This window comes from Candidatus Nitrospira allomarina (genome assembly GCF_032050975.1).
GTDB classification, from domain to species: domain Bacteria; phylum Nitrospirota; class Nitrospiria; order Nitrospirales; family UBA8639; genus Nitrospira_E; species Nitrospira_E allomarina.
The window spans coordinates 808,978-825,574 of sequence record NZ_CP116967.1 but is presented as its reverse complement, the minus strand read 5'-3'; the positions used below and the strand labels follow the sequence as shown (position 1 = coordinate 825,574).

General features: G+C 49.3%; 19 protein-coding genes and 1 tRNA gene. 5 read left to right on the top strand and 15 right to left on the bottom strand.

Translation table 11 applies throughout. From position 1 onward, the window contains the following. Positions 1–75: 75 nt before the first annotated feature. From PP769_RS03550 to tatA, 7 genes are all read right to left on the bottom strand, one after another. On the bottom strand, positions 76–1,170 hold the full coding sequence (locus tag PP769_RS03550; RefSeq protein WP_312645276.1) for a methyltransferase domain-containing protein: 1,095 nt from the start codon (positions 1,168–1,170) through the stop codon (positions 76–78). Positions 1,171–1,512: 342 nt separating this feature from the next. Then, positions 1,513–1,710: a putative metalloprotease CJM1_0395 family protein gene (locus PP769_RS03545; protein ID WP_312645274.1), complete on the bottom strand. Its 198-nt coding sequence runs from the start codon at positions 1,708–1,710 to the stop codon at positions 1,513–1,515. Between the two features lie 745 nt (positions 1,711–2,455). Next, positions 2,456–2,710: a hypothetical protein gene (locus PP769_RS03540; RefSeq protein ID WP_312645272.1), complete on the bottom strand. Its 255-nt coding sequence runs from the start codon at positions 2,708–2,710 to the stop codon at positions 2,456–2,458. A gap of 276 nt (positions 2,711–2,986) precedes the next feature. Further along, positions 2,987–3,355 carry a response regulator gene (locus PP769_RS03535; RefSeq protein WP_312645270.1) on the bottom strand — a complete coding sequence of 123 codons (369 nt, stop codon included), beginning with the start codon at positions 3,353–3,355 and terminating at the stop codon, positions 2,987–2,989. Positions 3,356–3,529: 174 nt separating this feature from the next. Continuing rightward, entirely contained in the window at positions 3,530–3,775 is a 246-nt protein-coding gene (locus PP769_RS03530; protein ID WP_312645268.1) for a hypothetical protein, read from the bottom strand. Between the two features lie 157 nt (positions 3,776–3,932). Then, positions 3,933–4,706, bottom strand: coding sequence for a HEAT repeat domain-containing protein (locus PP769_RS03525; protein WP_312645266.1), 774 nt, complete (start codon positions 4,704–4,706; stop codon positions 3,933–3,935). Positions 4,707–4,713: 7 nt separating this feature from the next. Next, positions 4,714–5,502 (bottom strand): twin-arginine translocase TatA/TatE family subunit, encoded by a 789-nt coding sequence (gene tatA / locus PP769_RS03520; protein WP_312645264.1) that lies wholly within the window; start codon positions 5,500–5,502, stop codon positions 4,714–4,716. 174 nt (positions 5,503–5,676) lie between these two features. Here tatA and PP769_RS03515 point away from each other — a divergent pair, with 174 nt between their 5' ends. From PP769_RS03515 to PP769_RS03505, 3 genes are all read left to right on the top strand, one after another. Further along, the gene (locus tag PP769_RS03515) at positions 5,677–6,147 is read left to right on the top strand and encodes a PH domain-containing protein (RefSeq protein ID WP_312645262.1); all 471 of its coding nucleotides are present in this window, start codon (positions 5,677–5,679) and stop codon (positions 6,145–6,147) included. 122 nt (positions 6,148–6,269) lie between these two features. After that, complete coding sequence (locus PP769_RS03510) at positions 6,270–6,662, top strand: hypothetical protein (protein WP_312645260.1); 393 nt, start codon at positions 6,270–6,272, stop codon at positions 6,660–6,662. 38 nt (positions 6,663–6,700) lie between these two features. Continuing rightward, positions 6,701–7,453 carry a gamma-glutamyl-gamma-aminobutyrate hydrolase family protein gene (locus tag PP769_RS03505; RefSeq protein WP_312645258.1) on the top strand — a complete coding sequence of 251 codons (753 nt, stop codon included), beginning with the start codon at positions 6,701–6,703 and terminating at the stop codon, positions 7,451–7,453. 80 nt (positions 7,454–7,533) lie between these two features. Here the strand turns inward: PP769_RS03505 and PP769_RS03500 are convergent, their stop codons facing one another. The 7 genes from PP769_RS03500 to PP769_RS03470 form a co-directional block, all read right to left on the bottom strand. Next, on the bottom strand, positions 7,534–7,941 hold the full coding sequence (locus tag PP769_RS03500; RefSeq protein WP_312645256.1) for a hypothetical protein: 408 nt from the start codon (positions 7,939–7,941) through the stop codon (positions 7,534–7,536). 160 nt (positions 7,942–8,101) lie between these two features. Beyond that, the gene (locus PP769_RS03495; RefSeq protein ID WP_312645254.1) at positions 8,102–8,581 is read right to left on the bottom strand and encodes a phosphate-starvation-inducible PsiE family protein; all 480 of its coding nucleotides are present in this window, start codon (positions 8,579–8,581) and stop codon (positions 8,102–8,104) included. Between the two features lie 15 nt (positions 8,582–8,596). After that, a complete protein-coding gene (locus PP769_RS03490; protein WP_312645251.1) occupies positions 8,597–8,998 on the bottom strand; it encodes a hypothetical protein in 402 nt (133 codons plus the stop codon). 262 nt (positions 8,999–9,260) lie between these two features. Continuing rightward, complete coding sequence (gene nagZ, locus PP769_RS03485; protein WP_312645249.1) at positions 9,261–10,379, bottom strand: beta-N-acetylhexosaminidase; 1,119 nt, start codon at positions 10,377–10,379, stop codon at positions 9,261–9,263. Then, complete coding sequence (locus tag PP769_RS03480) at positions 10,366–11,871, bottom strand: leucyl aminopeptidase (RefSeq protein WP_312645247.1); 1,506 nt, start codon at positions 11,869–11,871, stop codon at positions 10,366–10,368. The genes nagZ and PP769_RS03480 overlap by 14 nt, the downstream gene beginning before the upstream one ends. Positions 11,872–11,930: 59 nt before the next feature. Then, complete coding sequence (gene queE, locus PP769_RS03475) at positions 11,931–12,584, bottom strand: 7-carboxy-7-deazaguanine synthase QueE (protein ID WP_312645244.1); 654 nt, start codon at positions 12,582–12,584, stop codon at positions 11,931–11,933. Positions 12,585–12,827: 243 nt separating this feature from the next. Next, positions 12,828–13,523, bottom strand: coding sequence for an HAD family hydrolase (locus PP769_RS03470; protein WP_312645242.1), 696 nt, complete (start codon positions 13,521–13,523; stop codon positions 12,828–12,830). A 110-nt stretch (positions 13,524–13,633) separates the two neighbouring features. On the opposite strand from PP769_RS03470, the gene PP769_RS03465 reads away from it, so the two are divergent. Then, a tRNA-Leu gene (locus PP769_RS03465) sits at positions 13,634–13,717 on the top strand. Positions 13,718–13,885: 168 nt separating this feature from the next. Here PP769_RS03465 and PP769_RS03460 read toward each other — a convergent pair. Continuing rightward, on the bottom strand, positions 13,886–15,835 hold the full coding sequence (locus tag PP769_RS03460; protein WP_312645239.1) for a hypothetical protein: 1,950 nt from the start codon (positions 15,833–15,835) through the stop codon (positions 13,886–13,888). A 130-nt stretch (positions 15,836–15,965) separates the two neighbouring features. Here PP769_RS03460 and PP769_RS03455 point away from each other — a divergent pair, with 130 nt between their 5' ends. Continuing rightward, a complete protein-coding gene (locus PP769_RS03455; protein ID WP_312645237.1) occupies positions 15,966–16,589 on the top strand; it encodes a class I SAM-dependent methyltransferase in 624 nt (207 codons plus the stop codon). Positions 16,590–16,597: the final 8 nt, after the last annotated feature.

Genomic DNA, 16,597 nt, shown 5'->3' with positions numbered 1-16,597 from the left:
AAAATTTACACATGCATGTTGATAACCTAGGGTTGGCTGAATAGAGGCCGGTGGATAGTGTATTTTATTCAGACTTTAGGTGGTCGAATATTCCCTGTTTGCTAACGCAGGAGTATTTCGTGATGTGTGGGCAGGAGAGTATTTGCTGGCTGTGGAGAGAGAAGGAATCTTAGAAGGATGTAGATTCGGACATTTCTCGAGAAGTTGCCTGAGCGTTCGATGGCCTTCTTTATATCCAGGATGGATGGTGATGATTTCTTTTATGGTAACCAAAGCTTGTGGGAGTTGTCCCGTCTCGATCAATAATGCTGCCAACCGTAATCTTCCTTCCAGAGTTGCGGGATTCTTATTGATCATAGTTTGCAGCGTCTGAATTCCTTCCTGATAGTCGCCGGAGTATGCGCAATTTTCGGCATAAATGCCATAAAGATGGTTTTCCAATTCAGAGACAAAGTGCGGTTGTTCCAATTCGTCCCAGTCCATTGAGACAGTGGGGCCTATTGGACCGATCTTTTGTGCCAACCGGAAACGGTGACTATGCGGATCAGACATTTCTAAGAATTCGGAACTGGATGATGGGTACTTAAGGAAGTCTAAGCCGTTCCGCCGAAGGCTTTCTTCAATTTCCTGATGGGAATACGACCGGATTCCAATGGTGTCCTCGAAAGGAACATCATGAAAATGGCCTATGGGCAGTTGAAAGGCCAGATAGCCATGAAGAGTCAGGACGCGATGGATTTCTCCCAGATAACGTTCAAATACAGGACGGGGCATATGCTGAAATGTGACATAGGAATAGACCAGATCAAAGGAGGAGTGAGGAAATTCTTGAAGATCCACTCCAGAGGTTTCATACGTGTGAACATGAGGATCGTCGGCTAACCATTGTTTACTCTGGGCAATCATTGCGGAGGAGACATCGACTCCAACTAAATAATCAAAATGGGAGGCGAGGGCTTTAAGGACTCTGCCAATGCCGCATCCGATGTCCAGGACTTTCCACGACGGTAAGGGAGGAACAGGAATGGTTGCCAACAGAGCCTGGGCAGTGTCATTTCCCGATTGAGCGAATTTCTCTTCTGTGCGGTAATCCTCGGTGGCAATCCAAAATCTGGCATGGTGTTGAGCCCGTTCGTTCCAGTCATGTTTCATTTTTTCCACAATGTTCATACGTCTTCGCATCTCCATCATTTTGAGATATTGCCCGTGGCCAACGTTTGATGTCGTTTCCATATAATTGGGTGTGCTTGGTTGTGTTTTTATATCCCTATTCTGGCTCTGCTTTGTATTGAAAATACGATTGAGCAAGTCCGTTGCCAACTTCCTTGGTAATGGTACCCTGAGCTTATTGGGATCATAATTTTCAGTATAGGCTTGTGAAAGGTGTTTTTATGAGAGCGAAGGAGTTTATTCAATGTGGAGAAGACGATGGGCAAGAGATTCTTGGGAGTGGAAAGGTATGCCCAGCTTTAAGAGCGAGTGATTAAACTAATGTACTTATAAACGAACAGATCAATATGAGAGGGAAAAACATTGTTTGGTTTTTCGTTGCAGTTCCTGGCGGGCTGCTGCTTCAAAGGCATTGGCTGACAAGGCCACCGCCCGATCCTGGGATGAGGAACCTACTGGTACTAGGGCTGCCGCACCGATTTGCTGAGCTTTTTGTAATGTGCCTTGTGGATTACCTGGGACAAGAGAAGTAGGTGCCAATATTGACTTCTCCTCCGACGGCGAGTTTTCCATCAGATTTCGTGGAAAGAAAAAATCGCCCCATTTGGTTCAGACTCCGGGTGATGCTATGTGCGACTGCTCGTGATTTCGGAATTCACTGTCGCGGCTCTGAGGTTCCACGATATCTTTCATTTAAATAGAGGGAGTTTCCTATGATTGTTTGTCCTCCTCCGTCAAAATGTTCTGGAAGACTAATGGAGAAGTATGGGGTAGGATATATTTATTGGAAAATCTTGGATTCATCAGCTTCGGACTTTTTGGATATAAATTAACGCTTTTTGGGGCCAACCGGAATAGATAAATCATGGCAGTATCTCTTCTGAAATATTCTATGTGGAGGCGGCGCAGAAACGATAAAATCAGAAAAATGTCATAAATGTTTTACCCCTGAAATGGTATTCGTGCGTCACGTTCACCTTCAGTTATCGTTTCCGACACCGTTATTGCCCAAAAGCCTTTTCCGATCCATTCATGCTCAGGATTTTGAAGCATGAACGTGTCGAGGCCATTCAGCCACCCTTTTTAGGTTTCACTGGAAAAACAAATGAAATACCCATTGAGAAACAGATGTATTTCAATACAGATCCGTTGGCTCACAAAATGATAGTATTATCGGCATCAATGTCTGGTAGTCGACTTGACTGTCTCAGTCCGCATTATGCTCCCCTTCAAGTAGTTTCTCTCACGGCTGCTTTGTTGTCTTGGGATTGAAAAATTCTGATTTTTAACAGTGCCGGCGCAATTGTTTGGTAATCTTCTTTGTGTCCAAAACAGGCTTGGCAGGCCATAGAGTCAGAGAAGCAAGGAAAATACTTAAAAAGACCAGTAGTAGAAGTGTGGTGGTGGTGTCTGGTCGGTGGATCTGGTCAAAAAATAAGGTTTGCCCATTCGCCAGAACTTTGTCTGCAGCAGATACCCCTCCAAAGAGCATCATGGTCATGAGAGAACCAATAATCATTCCTCCGAATATTTTCAGCATGAGAACACTCCTTTTGTTAAAGCGAGAGTTTAACGAGAATTTTTTCGATATCTTCGGTCGATCACTTCCCAATATGGGGAAAGGATTTTTGTAGGGTGGTAGTAGATCCATCACCCTAGTGAAGAGATATCGAGAAAAGGGTTAATGATGAAATACCGCAAATGGATTAGCCGATGAGCACATAGAAGGAAAAGTTAGAGATACGGAAGAGTTTTTAATAGGAGGATTTGAGAGGAACGCTCTTGAAGGAGAGGACCAGGGGGACTAAGACAAGACTTATTGGTCCAATGCAAGCTGAACCATGGACAGGAATTGGCTAAAGTTGCAGGGTTTATCCAGGATAGCAAAGACTCCTGCCTGACGCGCACGCTGTTTATCCTGGTCGTCGAGATGCCCACTAAGTAAGATGACGGGGATTTGGATGGGATCGTTTGCTTGCAATTTGATTTGATCAATAAAATCCAGGCCTGCCAGAACCGGCATTTGATTGTCGGAGATAATCAGGTCCGCCCGGTTGTTGGATAGCCAAGCGATGGCTTCTGATCCATTACCAACCTCAATACATTCCAATTTCTGAGATTCCAGGACTAAGCGAAGAGCCTCACGAGCATTGAGATCATCATCCACTAAAAGAACTTTTTTCATGTTCTCGTTCGCTTGTTCAAACGATTCCTAACACATGAACGATTTCCCCTCATTTTAAATGATCAGAACGACACATTGTCCACCCCCCTAAGAAACTAGCCGTTTTCTTAATAACGAAAGCTCCAGAATTTATCCTCCCCAGGATCTTTATAAAATCAATTTTTGGTTTTTTCGTTATTGAGAAGAAAGCGGGATGGCTGTATAACCCTTTGCCTCCAAACACCCTTCTAAGGAATAAACTTCTTTGGTCCTTTGAGTGGTTCCTGTTGAAAACAAGGCTTCTTCGCAATCAGACTTATCCTTGGAAAAGGTTGCCTGCGAGGTACCGGGCTTGAACCATTTCACCGGTGCGGAAGCGCAACTCAGGCTTGTCAGAATTGCCAAAAGGCCTACGGTCATATCAATTTTTATTTTCTTCATTTTTTTTCTCATGGAGAAAAAGAAGGCGAATTGTAATGATTTTATCTCGAGTATTCAATCAAACGCATAGTACATGGAAAAATTTTGATCTAGGGTGGTAGTTGGACGGAAATCAGCGCGGAAGGTGAATTATGATGCCGAAGAAAATTCGCGGAGATTAAGTACTTTGACCAATTTGGTTAAGGGCCCAGGAGGCCCAAAAATGCACATTGGGAGTCGGGTCTGTTTCCATGGCTTGCTTCAGCGCCAGCACATCCGCGCTGGTTCCCAATTTGCCCAAACGATATGCGGCTTCCGATCGGACACCCACGCTTGGATCCTGGAGAAGATGGGTGCGTAACAACGGGAGTCCCCGGGGGTCGCCTAATTCACCGAGCCCTGCAATTGCAGATTGTCGAGTGAGAGAATCCGGACTTTCCAGAGCTTGAAGGTACACGGAATAGGAAAATGGAAAATCAAAGTGAGCAAGAGATTGGATTATGGTTCTTTGAGTTTCAATGGTGGAAATAGCGTAGGCTTCAGTTAATACTTGTATTAATTCCTTCTGCACGGCTGTCCGACCCAAGGCCAATACCACAGCCTGTTTAACTGAATCGGAAGGGTCCGTAAGGTGCTGAACTAATGCAACTAAAGCTTGGTCTGATAGTGAATCGGCCATCGCTCCCAAGGCCCAAGCACTTGACTGTCTAACCTGATCATCTGGATCCGATAAGGCGAGAACAAGGGCTGGAATGCCCTGAGGGTCGCCAATTTTCCCAAGTGATAAGGCTGCGGTTCGTCTAGTATCAGTCTGAGTATCCGTCAGAAGTGGAATAAGTCGTGCGGTGACGGTTTCAGCTGATTCAGGTGGGGATTCAATGACACAACCAACGAGTCCAAAGAAACACATTGCTCCAATAATGGTAGCAGAATTGGTAGAGAACGTGAGCAAGAAAGGCTTATGCAGATCCAGAGGGTTCTTTGGGAGTTAGAGGCTCTTTGGCTACTTCAATGGAGTCTTGCATCTCTTTTTCGGCCGACTCCAGTTCCGCTTGAATGGTGCGCATTTGAGGATCGATCGAATTTTTAATATCTGCCGCGGCATCCCGGAAGGTACGTACGGCACTTCCAAGACCTTCTCCCAGAGATTGCATATCTCGGGGAGCTAATCCGGATTGCTGGGAAGTTTGGGCTTTCATTGCGGCTTGTTGAGCTTGGACACGGGCCACAGCTTGTTTATTCACAACAGCTGCAGGTCGCTTCAGCACGGGCTTCGCTTGTGCGCCAGCCGGGAGAGCGGGATATTGCCTGGAAGCCATGGGGGCTGGTTGCGCTTGTCTATCTTCCATCGACATCGGTGGGGGGGGAGAAGGAGTCGTCGTGGCTTGAGGAGGACTGGAAGCCCCGACAGGTTGAGATGAAGGTTGGACTACCTCAGGCCCTGCCCCCTTATAAAGTAATGCCGCAGTGGTTCCCGGGGTTTGTTCAGGACCAGGCTGAAATGGCTGATTGGTCGGAGTGCCCACAGGGGTAGTTGACTGGGATTGCGCCTGTCCTGGCTCTGTCAGTGTGTTGGGTAGTGGCTCATTTGGGTCCACTGGTGAGGGTATATCGGCGACTTCTTTTTTAAAGCCTTTTAAGGCTTTCCCCACACCTTCTCCGATTTGCGGGAGCCGACCTGCCCCGAAAATAATCAGGATGATCACCAGAATGATCATGAGTTCAGAGAACCCCATGGTTCCGAACATAGGTAAAACCTCTCCATTTAGGACTGTGAAAATTTAAGACTTAAAAGACTCTATCTTTCAAGATTGACGAGTGTCAACCTAAATGCGGTAGGCTTGGAACACTAGGCCCAAGCCAAGTTTTGCATACTCTTCATTTTTTGTTGTGCCCTTTGTAAAGAAACGAGTAGATCACGGATGTCATTACTTTCACCGCCCCAAATTCCCCTTTTTCGCATTACGCTGTTTTACGGCCCTGAAGCCGTTGAAGGTGCCTCAGATTCTGTACACTGTGTGTTTAATGTCAAAAAACGCAGCTGGAAAGGTGGGGTACAAGTCGAGGTGGTAATGAAAAGGAACCAAGTAGAAAGGCTCGAAGGAATTCTTCAGCATTCGTCATGGTTGGAAGTCGTTCTGAGGGGCGTTTCAGTTGAAAAGCAGGGAAGCTATCGAGAAAAAAGCCATGATTTATTGGTGCAGTTGCTGTGCTTTCACAAGCTTCATGCCTTTATTCAGCAGGGAATCAAGCAGGAAAATATCCAAGTTTCAGGGGACGCTCTCATTGCTGAAACTGATGAGGTAGTTGAGCGTGAGGCCGAGGAAATCAAGAGGCAGATTTTTATCGAGTTGGATCTGGTTGAAACCGAAGAGAGACCCCCGTCACAATGAAGGTACCAAATTTGCTATAATCCCTCATTTCGGATTTAAAAACAGAAGACTAATGCATCATTCAGGTTTAAAATACTAACGAGAAGTTTTGCATAAAAATTAAACAGGAAGGAGTATTCCTTATGCGGCAATCCAAGGGTTTTTGGGGAGGTGTTTTTAAACAATTGACAGGGGTGTGCGTGTTGTTGGCTTTTTCCCTGATCGTATGCCTGGGTGCCACAGGGGTAAGTTTGGCTGCCGACCAAGAATTATCGAGCCCAACCAATGAAGCGGCCCTTGGGATCGGGAGTGCTCTGCTGACCGTGATTTATTTCCCTGTGAAGTTTGCCTATGCCATCTTGGGCGGGGTTGTGGGAACGTTTACCTATGGATTGACAGGTGGTGACCTTGAAACCGCAAAAGCCGTATGGGAGCCGAGCTTCTACGGCACGTATGTCATCACTCCTGACCATCTGAAGGGGAATGAGCCTGTTCGATTCCTCGGGGTTTCCGCATACGAGGATCAAGCGCTATAGACCGAAAGATTAAACCCGCTTGAGTTGAATCGGCTGGTATGCTCAAACCTATCATTGGAATTACACCGGATTTTAACCCTGGAAATCGGAAGGATATGGGTGGGAAAGAGCCCACCTATTTTTTGAGGGCCAGGTACCTTCAGGCAATTCAGGACGTCGGGGGAGTGCCCATCGTGCTTCCCCTGGTCCGTGGTTTGGCAAAACAGAAATATCTCATGCAACGGCTGGACGGTCTTCTGGTGACCGGGAGCGGATCGGATTTAGCACCTGAGTTGTATGGGGAGAAGCAGCGGTATCCTTTTCAGCAAATGAGCGAAGAGCGCGCCCAACTAGAGCTTGGATTATCCAAGCTGGCCTTTCGTCAGGGTGTGCCGACCCTGGGGATTTGCGGAGGGATGCAATCCATGAACGTGGCCTTGGGAGGAACCCTGGTGCAGGACATTTCCTCTCAATTGGCGACGAAAATTGAACATCGACCCACCAAATCGGCAACGAAAACAGCCCATCTGGTTAGTATTGAACCAAACAGCCTACTGCAGCGCATCGCAAAGCGGTTAAGTATTGCGGTGAATAGCTCCCACCATCAATCTATCAAATCTGTTCCATCGTCCTTTCAGGTTACCGGGATTGCTCCAGATGGAGTCATTGAAGCGATTGAAGCCTCTCGTCATCCATTCTGGCTTGGGGTCCAATGGCATCCGGAGTTTTTATACCGGAAGGATGCGATTCAGAAACGTCTATTTTCGGCGTTGATTCAATCCGCCAGGCAGTTTGCCGACAGCCGAACATAGCCTGTTCAGGACAGTTTGGCCTGGTTCACACCAAATCCATAAGAAAGAGAACTTTCAAACGGATAAAAGGACTGGTAGTTTTACTTAGCCGCGTCTTCGGCTTCGGGACTTGGTTGGGGTGGATCCGGCTGGGCCGGTGATTTAGGTGGAGGGGGTTTGGTCTCTTGTGCAGCCTCTTCCTTGGCTGCAGGAGGAGTGGAAAGTTTTGGAGCAGGTACGGGTTTGGGCTTTTCCGGTTTGATGCCACCTTCCCAATGAGGGCCGGTATACATATCGTCGGCTAGGTCGGTCTCTTTCCACCTGGCTTCAAAGTCTGCAGCGGCCTTATTAGGGGTTTCTCCGGTTCCAACAGTTTGATTCCACGGGTAGATACGAGGAGAAATCCGGCAGGTAGACTCATCCTGGCACATGTACAGTGCAATCGGATTTCCTCGATAGGGGCCCAGAATAATATGGACCGTGCCGACTAATTCAGGAAGAGAATCCATGATACCAACAGAACAGATTGTCGTCTAAAAAGGAGGCTATACTGCCACAGCCCCCGGCGGTATGCAATATGAGCCCAAGAAGTTCATTAGGAATTTCTGGCAATATATATGTTTGGGGGAAGAGAAATGAGAAAAAGAATTTCTCTGGAATTCGGAAGGGCTATTTGTTGAGAAGAGGTTCTACCGGAAGTTCGGATTTTCGGTGAAGATATAGTGCGATCATGAGGACCAAAATTACGATGACATGCAGGGACATATCCATGAGGTAATGACGAAACATATCTTCAGGGACAGATTCCTGGTGCGAGAATTCAGCACCAGCGGTAAGAATTCTTCGGACAGAAGCGATGATCCCCACATGCAGGAAGGGTTCCAGTCGAATGCGGTCGTTTTGTAGAAAGCCTAATACCGTGCGAAACAATTCCAAAAGAATAATGACGAACAACAGGTCATTCAATAAAGTGATGGTCGCTGGCAAAAACGCGGTCTGTATCGATTGAGCATAGGCTACCCAACTATAACCGAAGACCAGCATACCCACGAGAAGAAAACTCAAGCAGGCGGTGATGTAGCCCCACCGGTCGAGGAACTGCATCCATCGGACCCATTGCTTAATTGAATCTGGTGTCCACCCTAACATGTTGAATGTGCCCTCTTATGCGGTCCCTTGATGTGGCGTGTTGGGGGATTGCTCTCGGTTGGTGTCCTCTCCCCGCATCTGGCCAAACTCTAGACTCTGAATCGCTTTCGCACCAAACGAATGGCCACAACAGATGACTTCCTGAAATCCCTCCCCGCCCGCCATTACCATGAGGCGAAGTCCACAGGAATCAGTGGCAACAATTTTTTCATCAAGTGGCATGCCGACTGCCAAGGCTCCTGCTCGGCGGCCACGCTCTTGATTAAACGAGGGAACCACGTCCTCCAGGGTCAGGTCATGTCCGCAACATCGTATTTTTTCAAACCCTTCGCCACCGCTCATCACCTTGAGTACCAGTCCGCAAGAATCAGGAAACCGTTTGCGTTCGTCGATTATGTCCCCTTTTTTTAATGCCATAACCATGCTCCTTGCTCCCGAAATGAATCATGAAATTCTGTCATCAGCAATAGAAATAGATGATTGGATGTGTCGATTTATGCAGCAAGATTGATAGCTAACCAAATCTTTGTAGGGAATGTCCAGAATTGGGCCAGGCCCTTCTTTTTCACACCTAAGAAGATGAGAGGAGCCGGCATCCATAACATGGGCCTAGAGCGAGACGAACCGCCCACTGCTTATTGGAGCCCGTCCGGGAATCCGTCTTATCTTTTTTGTGCATTCAGGTCAGGGTGCGAAACTGTCCTTGGATCTGTGCTAAGACATGGCGATGGGCAGAAATCCCGACAGTATGAGGGATGGAGGGAATGTCGATTGGGTGATAGGGGAAGACAAATTGCTGTTTGACGGAGGCGATACGGGCCACACTCGTCTCAAGGCGGCTTTGATCCAATACGTGAGATTCAACGGCACGACTGACGGCTTTAATCGTATCGGTCGCAAGCCTGCGGGTTTTGCACACTAATAACATATCCACTCCGGCTTGTAACGAGTGCACAGCGGCCTCGCCGACTGTCGAATGGTTCACAATGGCGCCCATCTCCAAGTCGTCGCTCAAGATGACGCCGGAAAATCCCATCTGCTGCCGAAGGATATCTGTCAATATCATGGCAGAGAGGGTTGCGGGATTTATGGGGTCTAGGTCGGGATAGTGGACGTGGGCCGTCATGATGGCTTGTAGGCCATGCGCAATGGCATATTGAAAAGGTTTGAGTTCCACGCTCTCCAGCCGCTCCCGTGTGGCGTGGACCACCGGCAGTTCCACATGTGAATCGGTACTGGTGTCGCCATGACCAGGAAAATGTTTTCCACAGGCCAATACGCGATGATCGTGCAGTCCCGCGAGAGTGGCCGCTCCCATGAGGCACACCTGTTCCGGCTCGGTCCCAAACGCCCGATCTCCGATAATCGGATTGGAGGGATTCGTATGGATGTCCAAAACCGGTGCCATATTCATATTAATCCCTACGGCGCGTAACTCCTTAGCGGTCACGGCTGCCGCCTGATAGGCCAGTTCCGTGGATCCCGAGTGGGCGACGGTTGTCGCAGGAGGAAAAATGGTAAAGCCTGAAGGAAGGCGGGAGACGCGCCCGCCTTCTTGATCGATGCCGATGAGCAGTGGGATGTCACCGGCCAGGGCTTGGAGGTCGTTCGTGAGGTGTGCGATTTGGACAGGGTCAACCAAATTGCGGGAAAAGAGAATGATCCCTCCTGGTCGGAATTCCTGCATCCAGGCTCGAAGGTCCGGAGTGACCTCCGTCCCTTCGAACCCGATCATACACAGTTGCCCTATGAGTTCGGCGATAGACATCGCTGTGCGTTGCTGTTTAGCGATTGGCATGATTCAGTAAATACTGAATCAGCAACCGGGTCCCGATACCTGTCGGACCTTTCGGAATATACGGCCGTTCTGTTGTACCCCAATCGGTGCTGGCAATGTCCAAATGAACCCAGGGATGGTCCCCAACGAATTTTGATAAAAACATGGCCGCCGTAATCATTCCGCCTCCGCGCCCACCGATATTCCGCATGTCCGCCACGTCACTTTTTAGCTGTTCAAAATATTCATCCCACAGGGGCATTTCCCATACCCGTTCACCGGCATGATTGCCGGCCTTTTTGATGTCGGCTTTCAGGGGGTCGTCATTACCCAGCATGCCAATCGCGAACTGTCCCAAGGCAACAGCAGCCGCGCCGGTCAGTGTGGCGATGTCAATCACGCAGGCGGGTTTGAACCGAGAGGCATAGGCCAAGCCGTCAGCAAGAATCAACCGACCTTCCGCATCGGTATTTTGGACTTCCACTGTTTTTCCGGAGAGCATGGTAAGGATATCGCCGGGTTTAGTTGCCCGTCCTCCCGGCATGTTTTCCGTCACAGGCAAGAGGCCGATCGCATTGACCGGGAGCTTGAGCCGGGAGGCGGCTCGAATCGTCGCTAACACTTCGGCCCCACCGGTCATGTCGGCCTTCATCTGTTCCATGTTTTCCGATGGTTTTAAGGAGATGCCGCCGCTATCAAATGTTACCGTTTTGCCGACAAAAACAATGGGTTTTTGTGTGCGAGCGCCGCCCATATATTCCAGAATGATGAATTGAGGCGGTTCGATGCTGCCTCGAGAGACCCCCAATAATCCGCCCATGCCGAGTTTTTCCTGCTGTTTGCGGTCCAAGACTTTGAGCCGGACTTTGGCCTCCCTGGCGATTTTTTTGGCTTCGGTGACGACTCTGGAAGGCGTCATCACGTTTGCGGGGTGGTTGCACAAATCCCGGACGAAACAGGTCGCTTCCCCAAGGATTTGGCCACGTTTGGCCCCATCTTTGGCCTCATTCAGGTGAGCGTTGGAGGTGGTGAGTAGGGTGCAGGATTGCAAGGAGTGGTTGTCGTCCGTACGGTCTGTGCGGTACTCATTAAACCGATATTGCCCAAGAACTACCCCTTCCACCATGGCTTGAGCCACGTCATCCAGAGGGCCGGTTCCCTTTGGCACGTCCGGCATCACGCAAACAACCCCTTTGGCTTTGGCGGCGCGCGCGCGTTTGGCAGCGGTCCCCATCGCTTGACGAATTCGTTCCAAGGTCACCGTCTCCCGTGTTCCAAGGCCGACAAGAAGCACACGTTTTGCTGGCAATTTCCCATCGATATGCAGTAAGGCGGTGTTATTCGGCTTGCCGGAAAATTCTCCACTTTTGCGCAGGGCGCTCAATTGTCCACCGAGTTTCTGGTCGACCGGCTGGACGGCTTTGCTCCAGGTTTTCCCTTGTTCATATTCCAAACACACCAACACATCCGTTGTTGTCGCGGTGGCTTCACCACTCTTCACTAGAATATTCATACGCCTCCTCAATAAATAAATCGCCCCAAACGTAAACAGATCCCCTTGCCGTGGCGTTGTTACACGCCCCGGGTTTGGGGATCCCAGATCACTTTATGCAATTGGAGTTGAAAACGAACAGGCAGTCGATCTTCCAGAATCCATTCAGCCAGGGATTGAAGATGGAGGACTCCAAAGACCGGACTCATATGGACGGGACAGCGGTCTCCCAATGAATACTGCTTTACAATATCGCGCGCCCACTCGTAATCGGCCCGGTCCTTCAAAACAAACTTCACTTCGTCTTTTCCGGACAAATGCCTAAGGGTGTCCCACCGCATCCGGTCCGTCATTCCACTACCCGGACATTTCACATCCAGAATAATCGAAACCCGCTCATCCACGTTGGCAATATCAAACGCCCCGCTGGTTTCCAGCATCACCTGAAATCCAGCCTCGCATAATTGTGTTAACAATACCAGAGAGCCAGGTTGATGCAATGGTTCACCGCCGGTCACCTCGACAAGCGGACAATCATATGATTGTACCTGCGCCAGAATTGTCTCAATCGGCATGGTATTTCCACCATAAAAGGCATATTCCGTGTCACACCAGGTGCAACGAAGCGGACAACCCGTTAACCGGACAAACACGCACGGTTGTCCCACACGAGTGGATTCCCCTTGAAGGCTATGAAAGATTTCGGTGATTTTTAAGGAAGGCAAAGTGGTCATAAACGCTCTCAACTCCAGCACACAACAGGAAGCATTGTACTCAAAAAGTGGGGTGATGGGGAGGGGACAGTGAAGGGTGCGCTAGGTGGCTGTCGGAGATGAGAAATCGTCACAAGGTTGGATCAGGTTGAGTGATATTTTCGATCATATGGTGCAAAAAGAGAGCTATTGGATGAAAAGGACCGGAGAAACGGTCAGTTTGGCGTAAGCAAGCTGGTTGATTTCATACCGGATGGCCGACTCCTAAGCCCATTGTGTAATCGGCCAACCCCGTTCGCGGGCAATACGAGCCATGCCCCGAATCGGATTCACCACAAAGGGATGGCCAACCAGTTGGAGCGCGTGGAAATCTCCAGGGCTATCGCCATAGGCATAGCTACGCGTCAAGTCCAGATTGTAACGGGTGGCCAGGCGCTCCACATACCGGCCCTTTCCCTCACCATAGGGCAACGGGGCAAACACCTTTCCCGTATAGAGCCCTTTCTGGGATTCCGGTCTCGCGCCAAATACCAATGAGACTCCAAGTGCCTCAGCCAGTGGTTTCACCAAGAACTCAGGTGATCCGCTGACGAAGGCTACGACATGTCCCGCATCCCGATGACGGGATAAACGATTCAAAGCCCTCGCTGAGACCCGTGGAACAACATATAACTCCACGTACTCGCTGGCCATCTGTTCAATGAGGGAGACATCATGCCCCATCAGATACAGCTTCCTCCGTCGCAGAGGGTTGAACGAAATGGGGGGCATTTGACGAATGGCATACCCCAGGCTGTGCCATACCTCCGGCCAACCCACGACACCGTCTTGCCAGAGATACCGGAAAAATCCGATTTCAATCGACGCGCCGGGAATCAACGTGTTATCCACATCGAAAAAGGCACCGATCCAGTGTTGAGAATGAGTCAGGGGTGCGGGCGAAGAGGTCGAGCGGGTCATGGTGAGCTATAATCCGGGGGGTCAAATAATTAATGAGAATGGCGGGATTCTACCCCGCGCCTCACGCGTTGACAAGGACATCAAGAGGTTTCATAATCTGCCTACTTCGTGCCGAAGTGGTGGAATGGCAGACACGCACGTTTGAGGGGCGTGTGGGGAAACCCATGCGGGTTCAAGTCCCGCCTTCGGCACCAATATTCTATCTTCTACGAATTCCGATTACTGACTGCACACATCAGCCACACCACATAGTGCGAGATTAAAACAGCGGGTTCCTGAAGGAAGTGTTCTCTAGGCATAACGAAGTTCCAGACCGTATAAATTTTACCAAATTTGCTGCTTTTTTTTATGCTTGCAGAATCTCAGGTCTCCTCGAATAAAGTCTCATGGTAATCAATTTGCCAAGGAGGAAGTCCTCCCCTCGCGAGTGTCACCTGAAATCGCTCAGGGGCCTCTTCTGGTCGCTCTGCAAGAGGAATTTCCGCAATTGTAACCCCCTCAGGAACTTGCCGTTGAACGCAGAAAGCACTCAGTTCCTCGACAAAGCAGGCCACGCGGTCGAAAGCAAATGAGACAAAATCTGTTACTGATTGTCCCGAGATAGTTGGCTGGATGGCTTTGATTGTATTAGCCTCGCGTGAATATGTTACGCGTCCCAAAATCCAGCCCTTGTGCTCGATCGAATTTCGACAATTTTGCAAACGCTCGGACCACCTGCGGGTTTGCTGAAGATAGTCAGCCAAGGTAGGATCTGTTATTTCAAGGTTGGCAAGTCCGGCCTCAAACGCGGCTTGCTTCTGGAAAAGGAATCCAATGTCCACCTGAGCCGCTGCGGTAAATTTTTGCATCCCCTCTTTGATCGTCCGGCCAGCAGCGATCACAAAAATCTCAACTTCTCTCCTCAATTCCTCGTCAATGCTTTCCTCGATGTGAATCATTTGGTTCTGTAGTCGTGCGATTTCGCCAGAAGTGACCATGCGGGAGTGCTCTTGCCACAGTTCAGTGATCCGCTGCGTCGATTTACGAGCGGTCCGAAGGGACGACAGAACTATATCGTATAAGGTATCAAATTTGTTCCTCTCGTCTGGTCCTGACATAATCACATCCCTAAGCTTTAAAATCCCTAAGAAGAGACGAGCGATAAATGGTGTACTGGTTCCTTCATTCGAAACCTTCTGGATTGTCCATTTGGGTTGTGGAAATTGCACAACCATTTTCGAACGTTCCCTAATCTTCACCAACATGGCTTTGAAATCTTCCTCTTTAATTGGAAGAACGTACGCAATCTCATAGTCATCCCGCTTTATTTTTCCGGCTCTCCGCATATCCACGCCTGTGAAAAAAGGCATGATACCCTCCAACGGAAGTTTGCCTTTAAGCAGGATTGTGCCGCCATCCTGCCATGGCAGAAATTGAAGGGTGCATAGCAGATTGCCACTGTGGTCTTCAATGTTGACGGGCAGCGGCGGCAGATAGCGATCGTTATAGAACTGCCGCGGAACCGGCACGAGATCGCCGTTCAAGTTGTATTGAAATCCGGAAAACGTGATGGCTTGGTTCGGCACCCCTTCCACAACATGCTTCATATCCGGAAGCTGTACACCTGGTGAAAAGAAAAAAAGTTGCCCAATTAGAAATCCTAACATGCTATTGAATGTATAGCCTCCCGTAGGCCTCACGATTATAAGAATATACATAGGCGGGGTATAGGCATCGCGGGCACGAGGTGCGGGAGGGAGGAGATGACCGCTGAGGGACTCGCCTGGAAATTGAACCGCGTAATTGACTATTCCAACCGTTGCAACTACAACCATATCCGGCCACTCCTGACTCGGAGTTGAAGTATTCAATCGGCCAAGCTCTTCAGCGATGTAATCAAGAGGAACTGTTGAGCGCAGGGCGAAAATAATTCCCAAAGTCGTGGTTTGGATGGCAACCCCATTCAGGGTAGGCGCGGTAGTTTTCTTCAGCCTTTTCGCCTTCGCTATGCGTGCGTAGGAGTCACGGAACTTATCTGAATCCAAATTTTCGTAGACATCGATGACAACTGCCGCATTGTCGGCGTGAATGCCATGTGTTTCCGCCGTTGTGCCAGCTTGGGCGGCGTAAATCACCGAAGCAAAAATGTCTGATCTACTCTTTTCCTTATCGATCAAGTATCCCGACCGGATTTTTAGTGGCCACCCAAGGTAAGTACCAAGGATTTTGTTGAGAATTCCAGGAAGAGTTTCTTCGGTGGCGGAAGCAATTTTTTGGCCGTCGTCGTATACTTCTTGAGATAGTGTCACAATATTCACCAGGGCGGTGGCCATCTAACCATTCCTTGGCCTCCTTCAGAAAAATTAGAAATGACCTATATGCCCTAGCCCTGCCTTACAAAGGCAGGGGATTTTGTTCAGATGGTCTTTCCTTTTACCATAAATATCATAGAGCCAAATATTTATGAAAGGCGGGTGGTATTCACGACGAGTGTTTCCGAGGCTGGTCCATTGGAGTATGGGGCAAGCGGGTTTTATCCCCTTGCGGCAGTCATTGGTCGCAAAGGCGTCAGGGTTGGTTTTGGAAATCGGGTTTGGGACCGGCGCCAATTTTTCTTACTATCCTTCCCAGATCCATTCTTTGACGGCGATTGATCCCAATCCCGGGATGATTCCGTTGGCCCGCTCGCTTCAGACGGAGGCGGTGATTCCCGTTCATCTGGCCTTGGCCTTGGGTGAAGCGCTTCCCTTTCCGTCTGCCTGCTTTGATACGGTTGTGAGCACGATGACTTTATGCAGCGTTCCTCACCTTTCGAAGGCACTGCAGGAATTGCTTCGGGTCGTGAGACCTGGAGGACGGTTGTTGTTTTTAGAGCATGGGCAAAGTCCGGATCGTTCGGTTCGCCTGTGGCAGGATCGTCTCACGCCGGCGTGGAAACACCTTGGCGATGGCTGTCATTTAAACCGTCCAATGGTTCAGATGATTCAGGCGCAGGGTTGGACAGTTTCCGCACTCGAAAACTTTTATCTTCCCGGCGTTCCGAAGCCTTTCGCCTATTTTTCTCAGGGGATGGCGGTGAAGGCCTGATCCTCCCT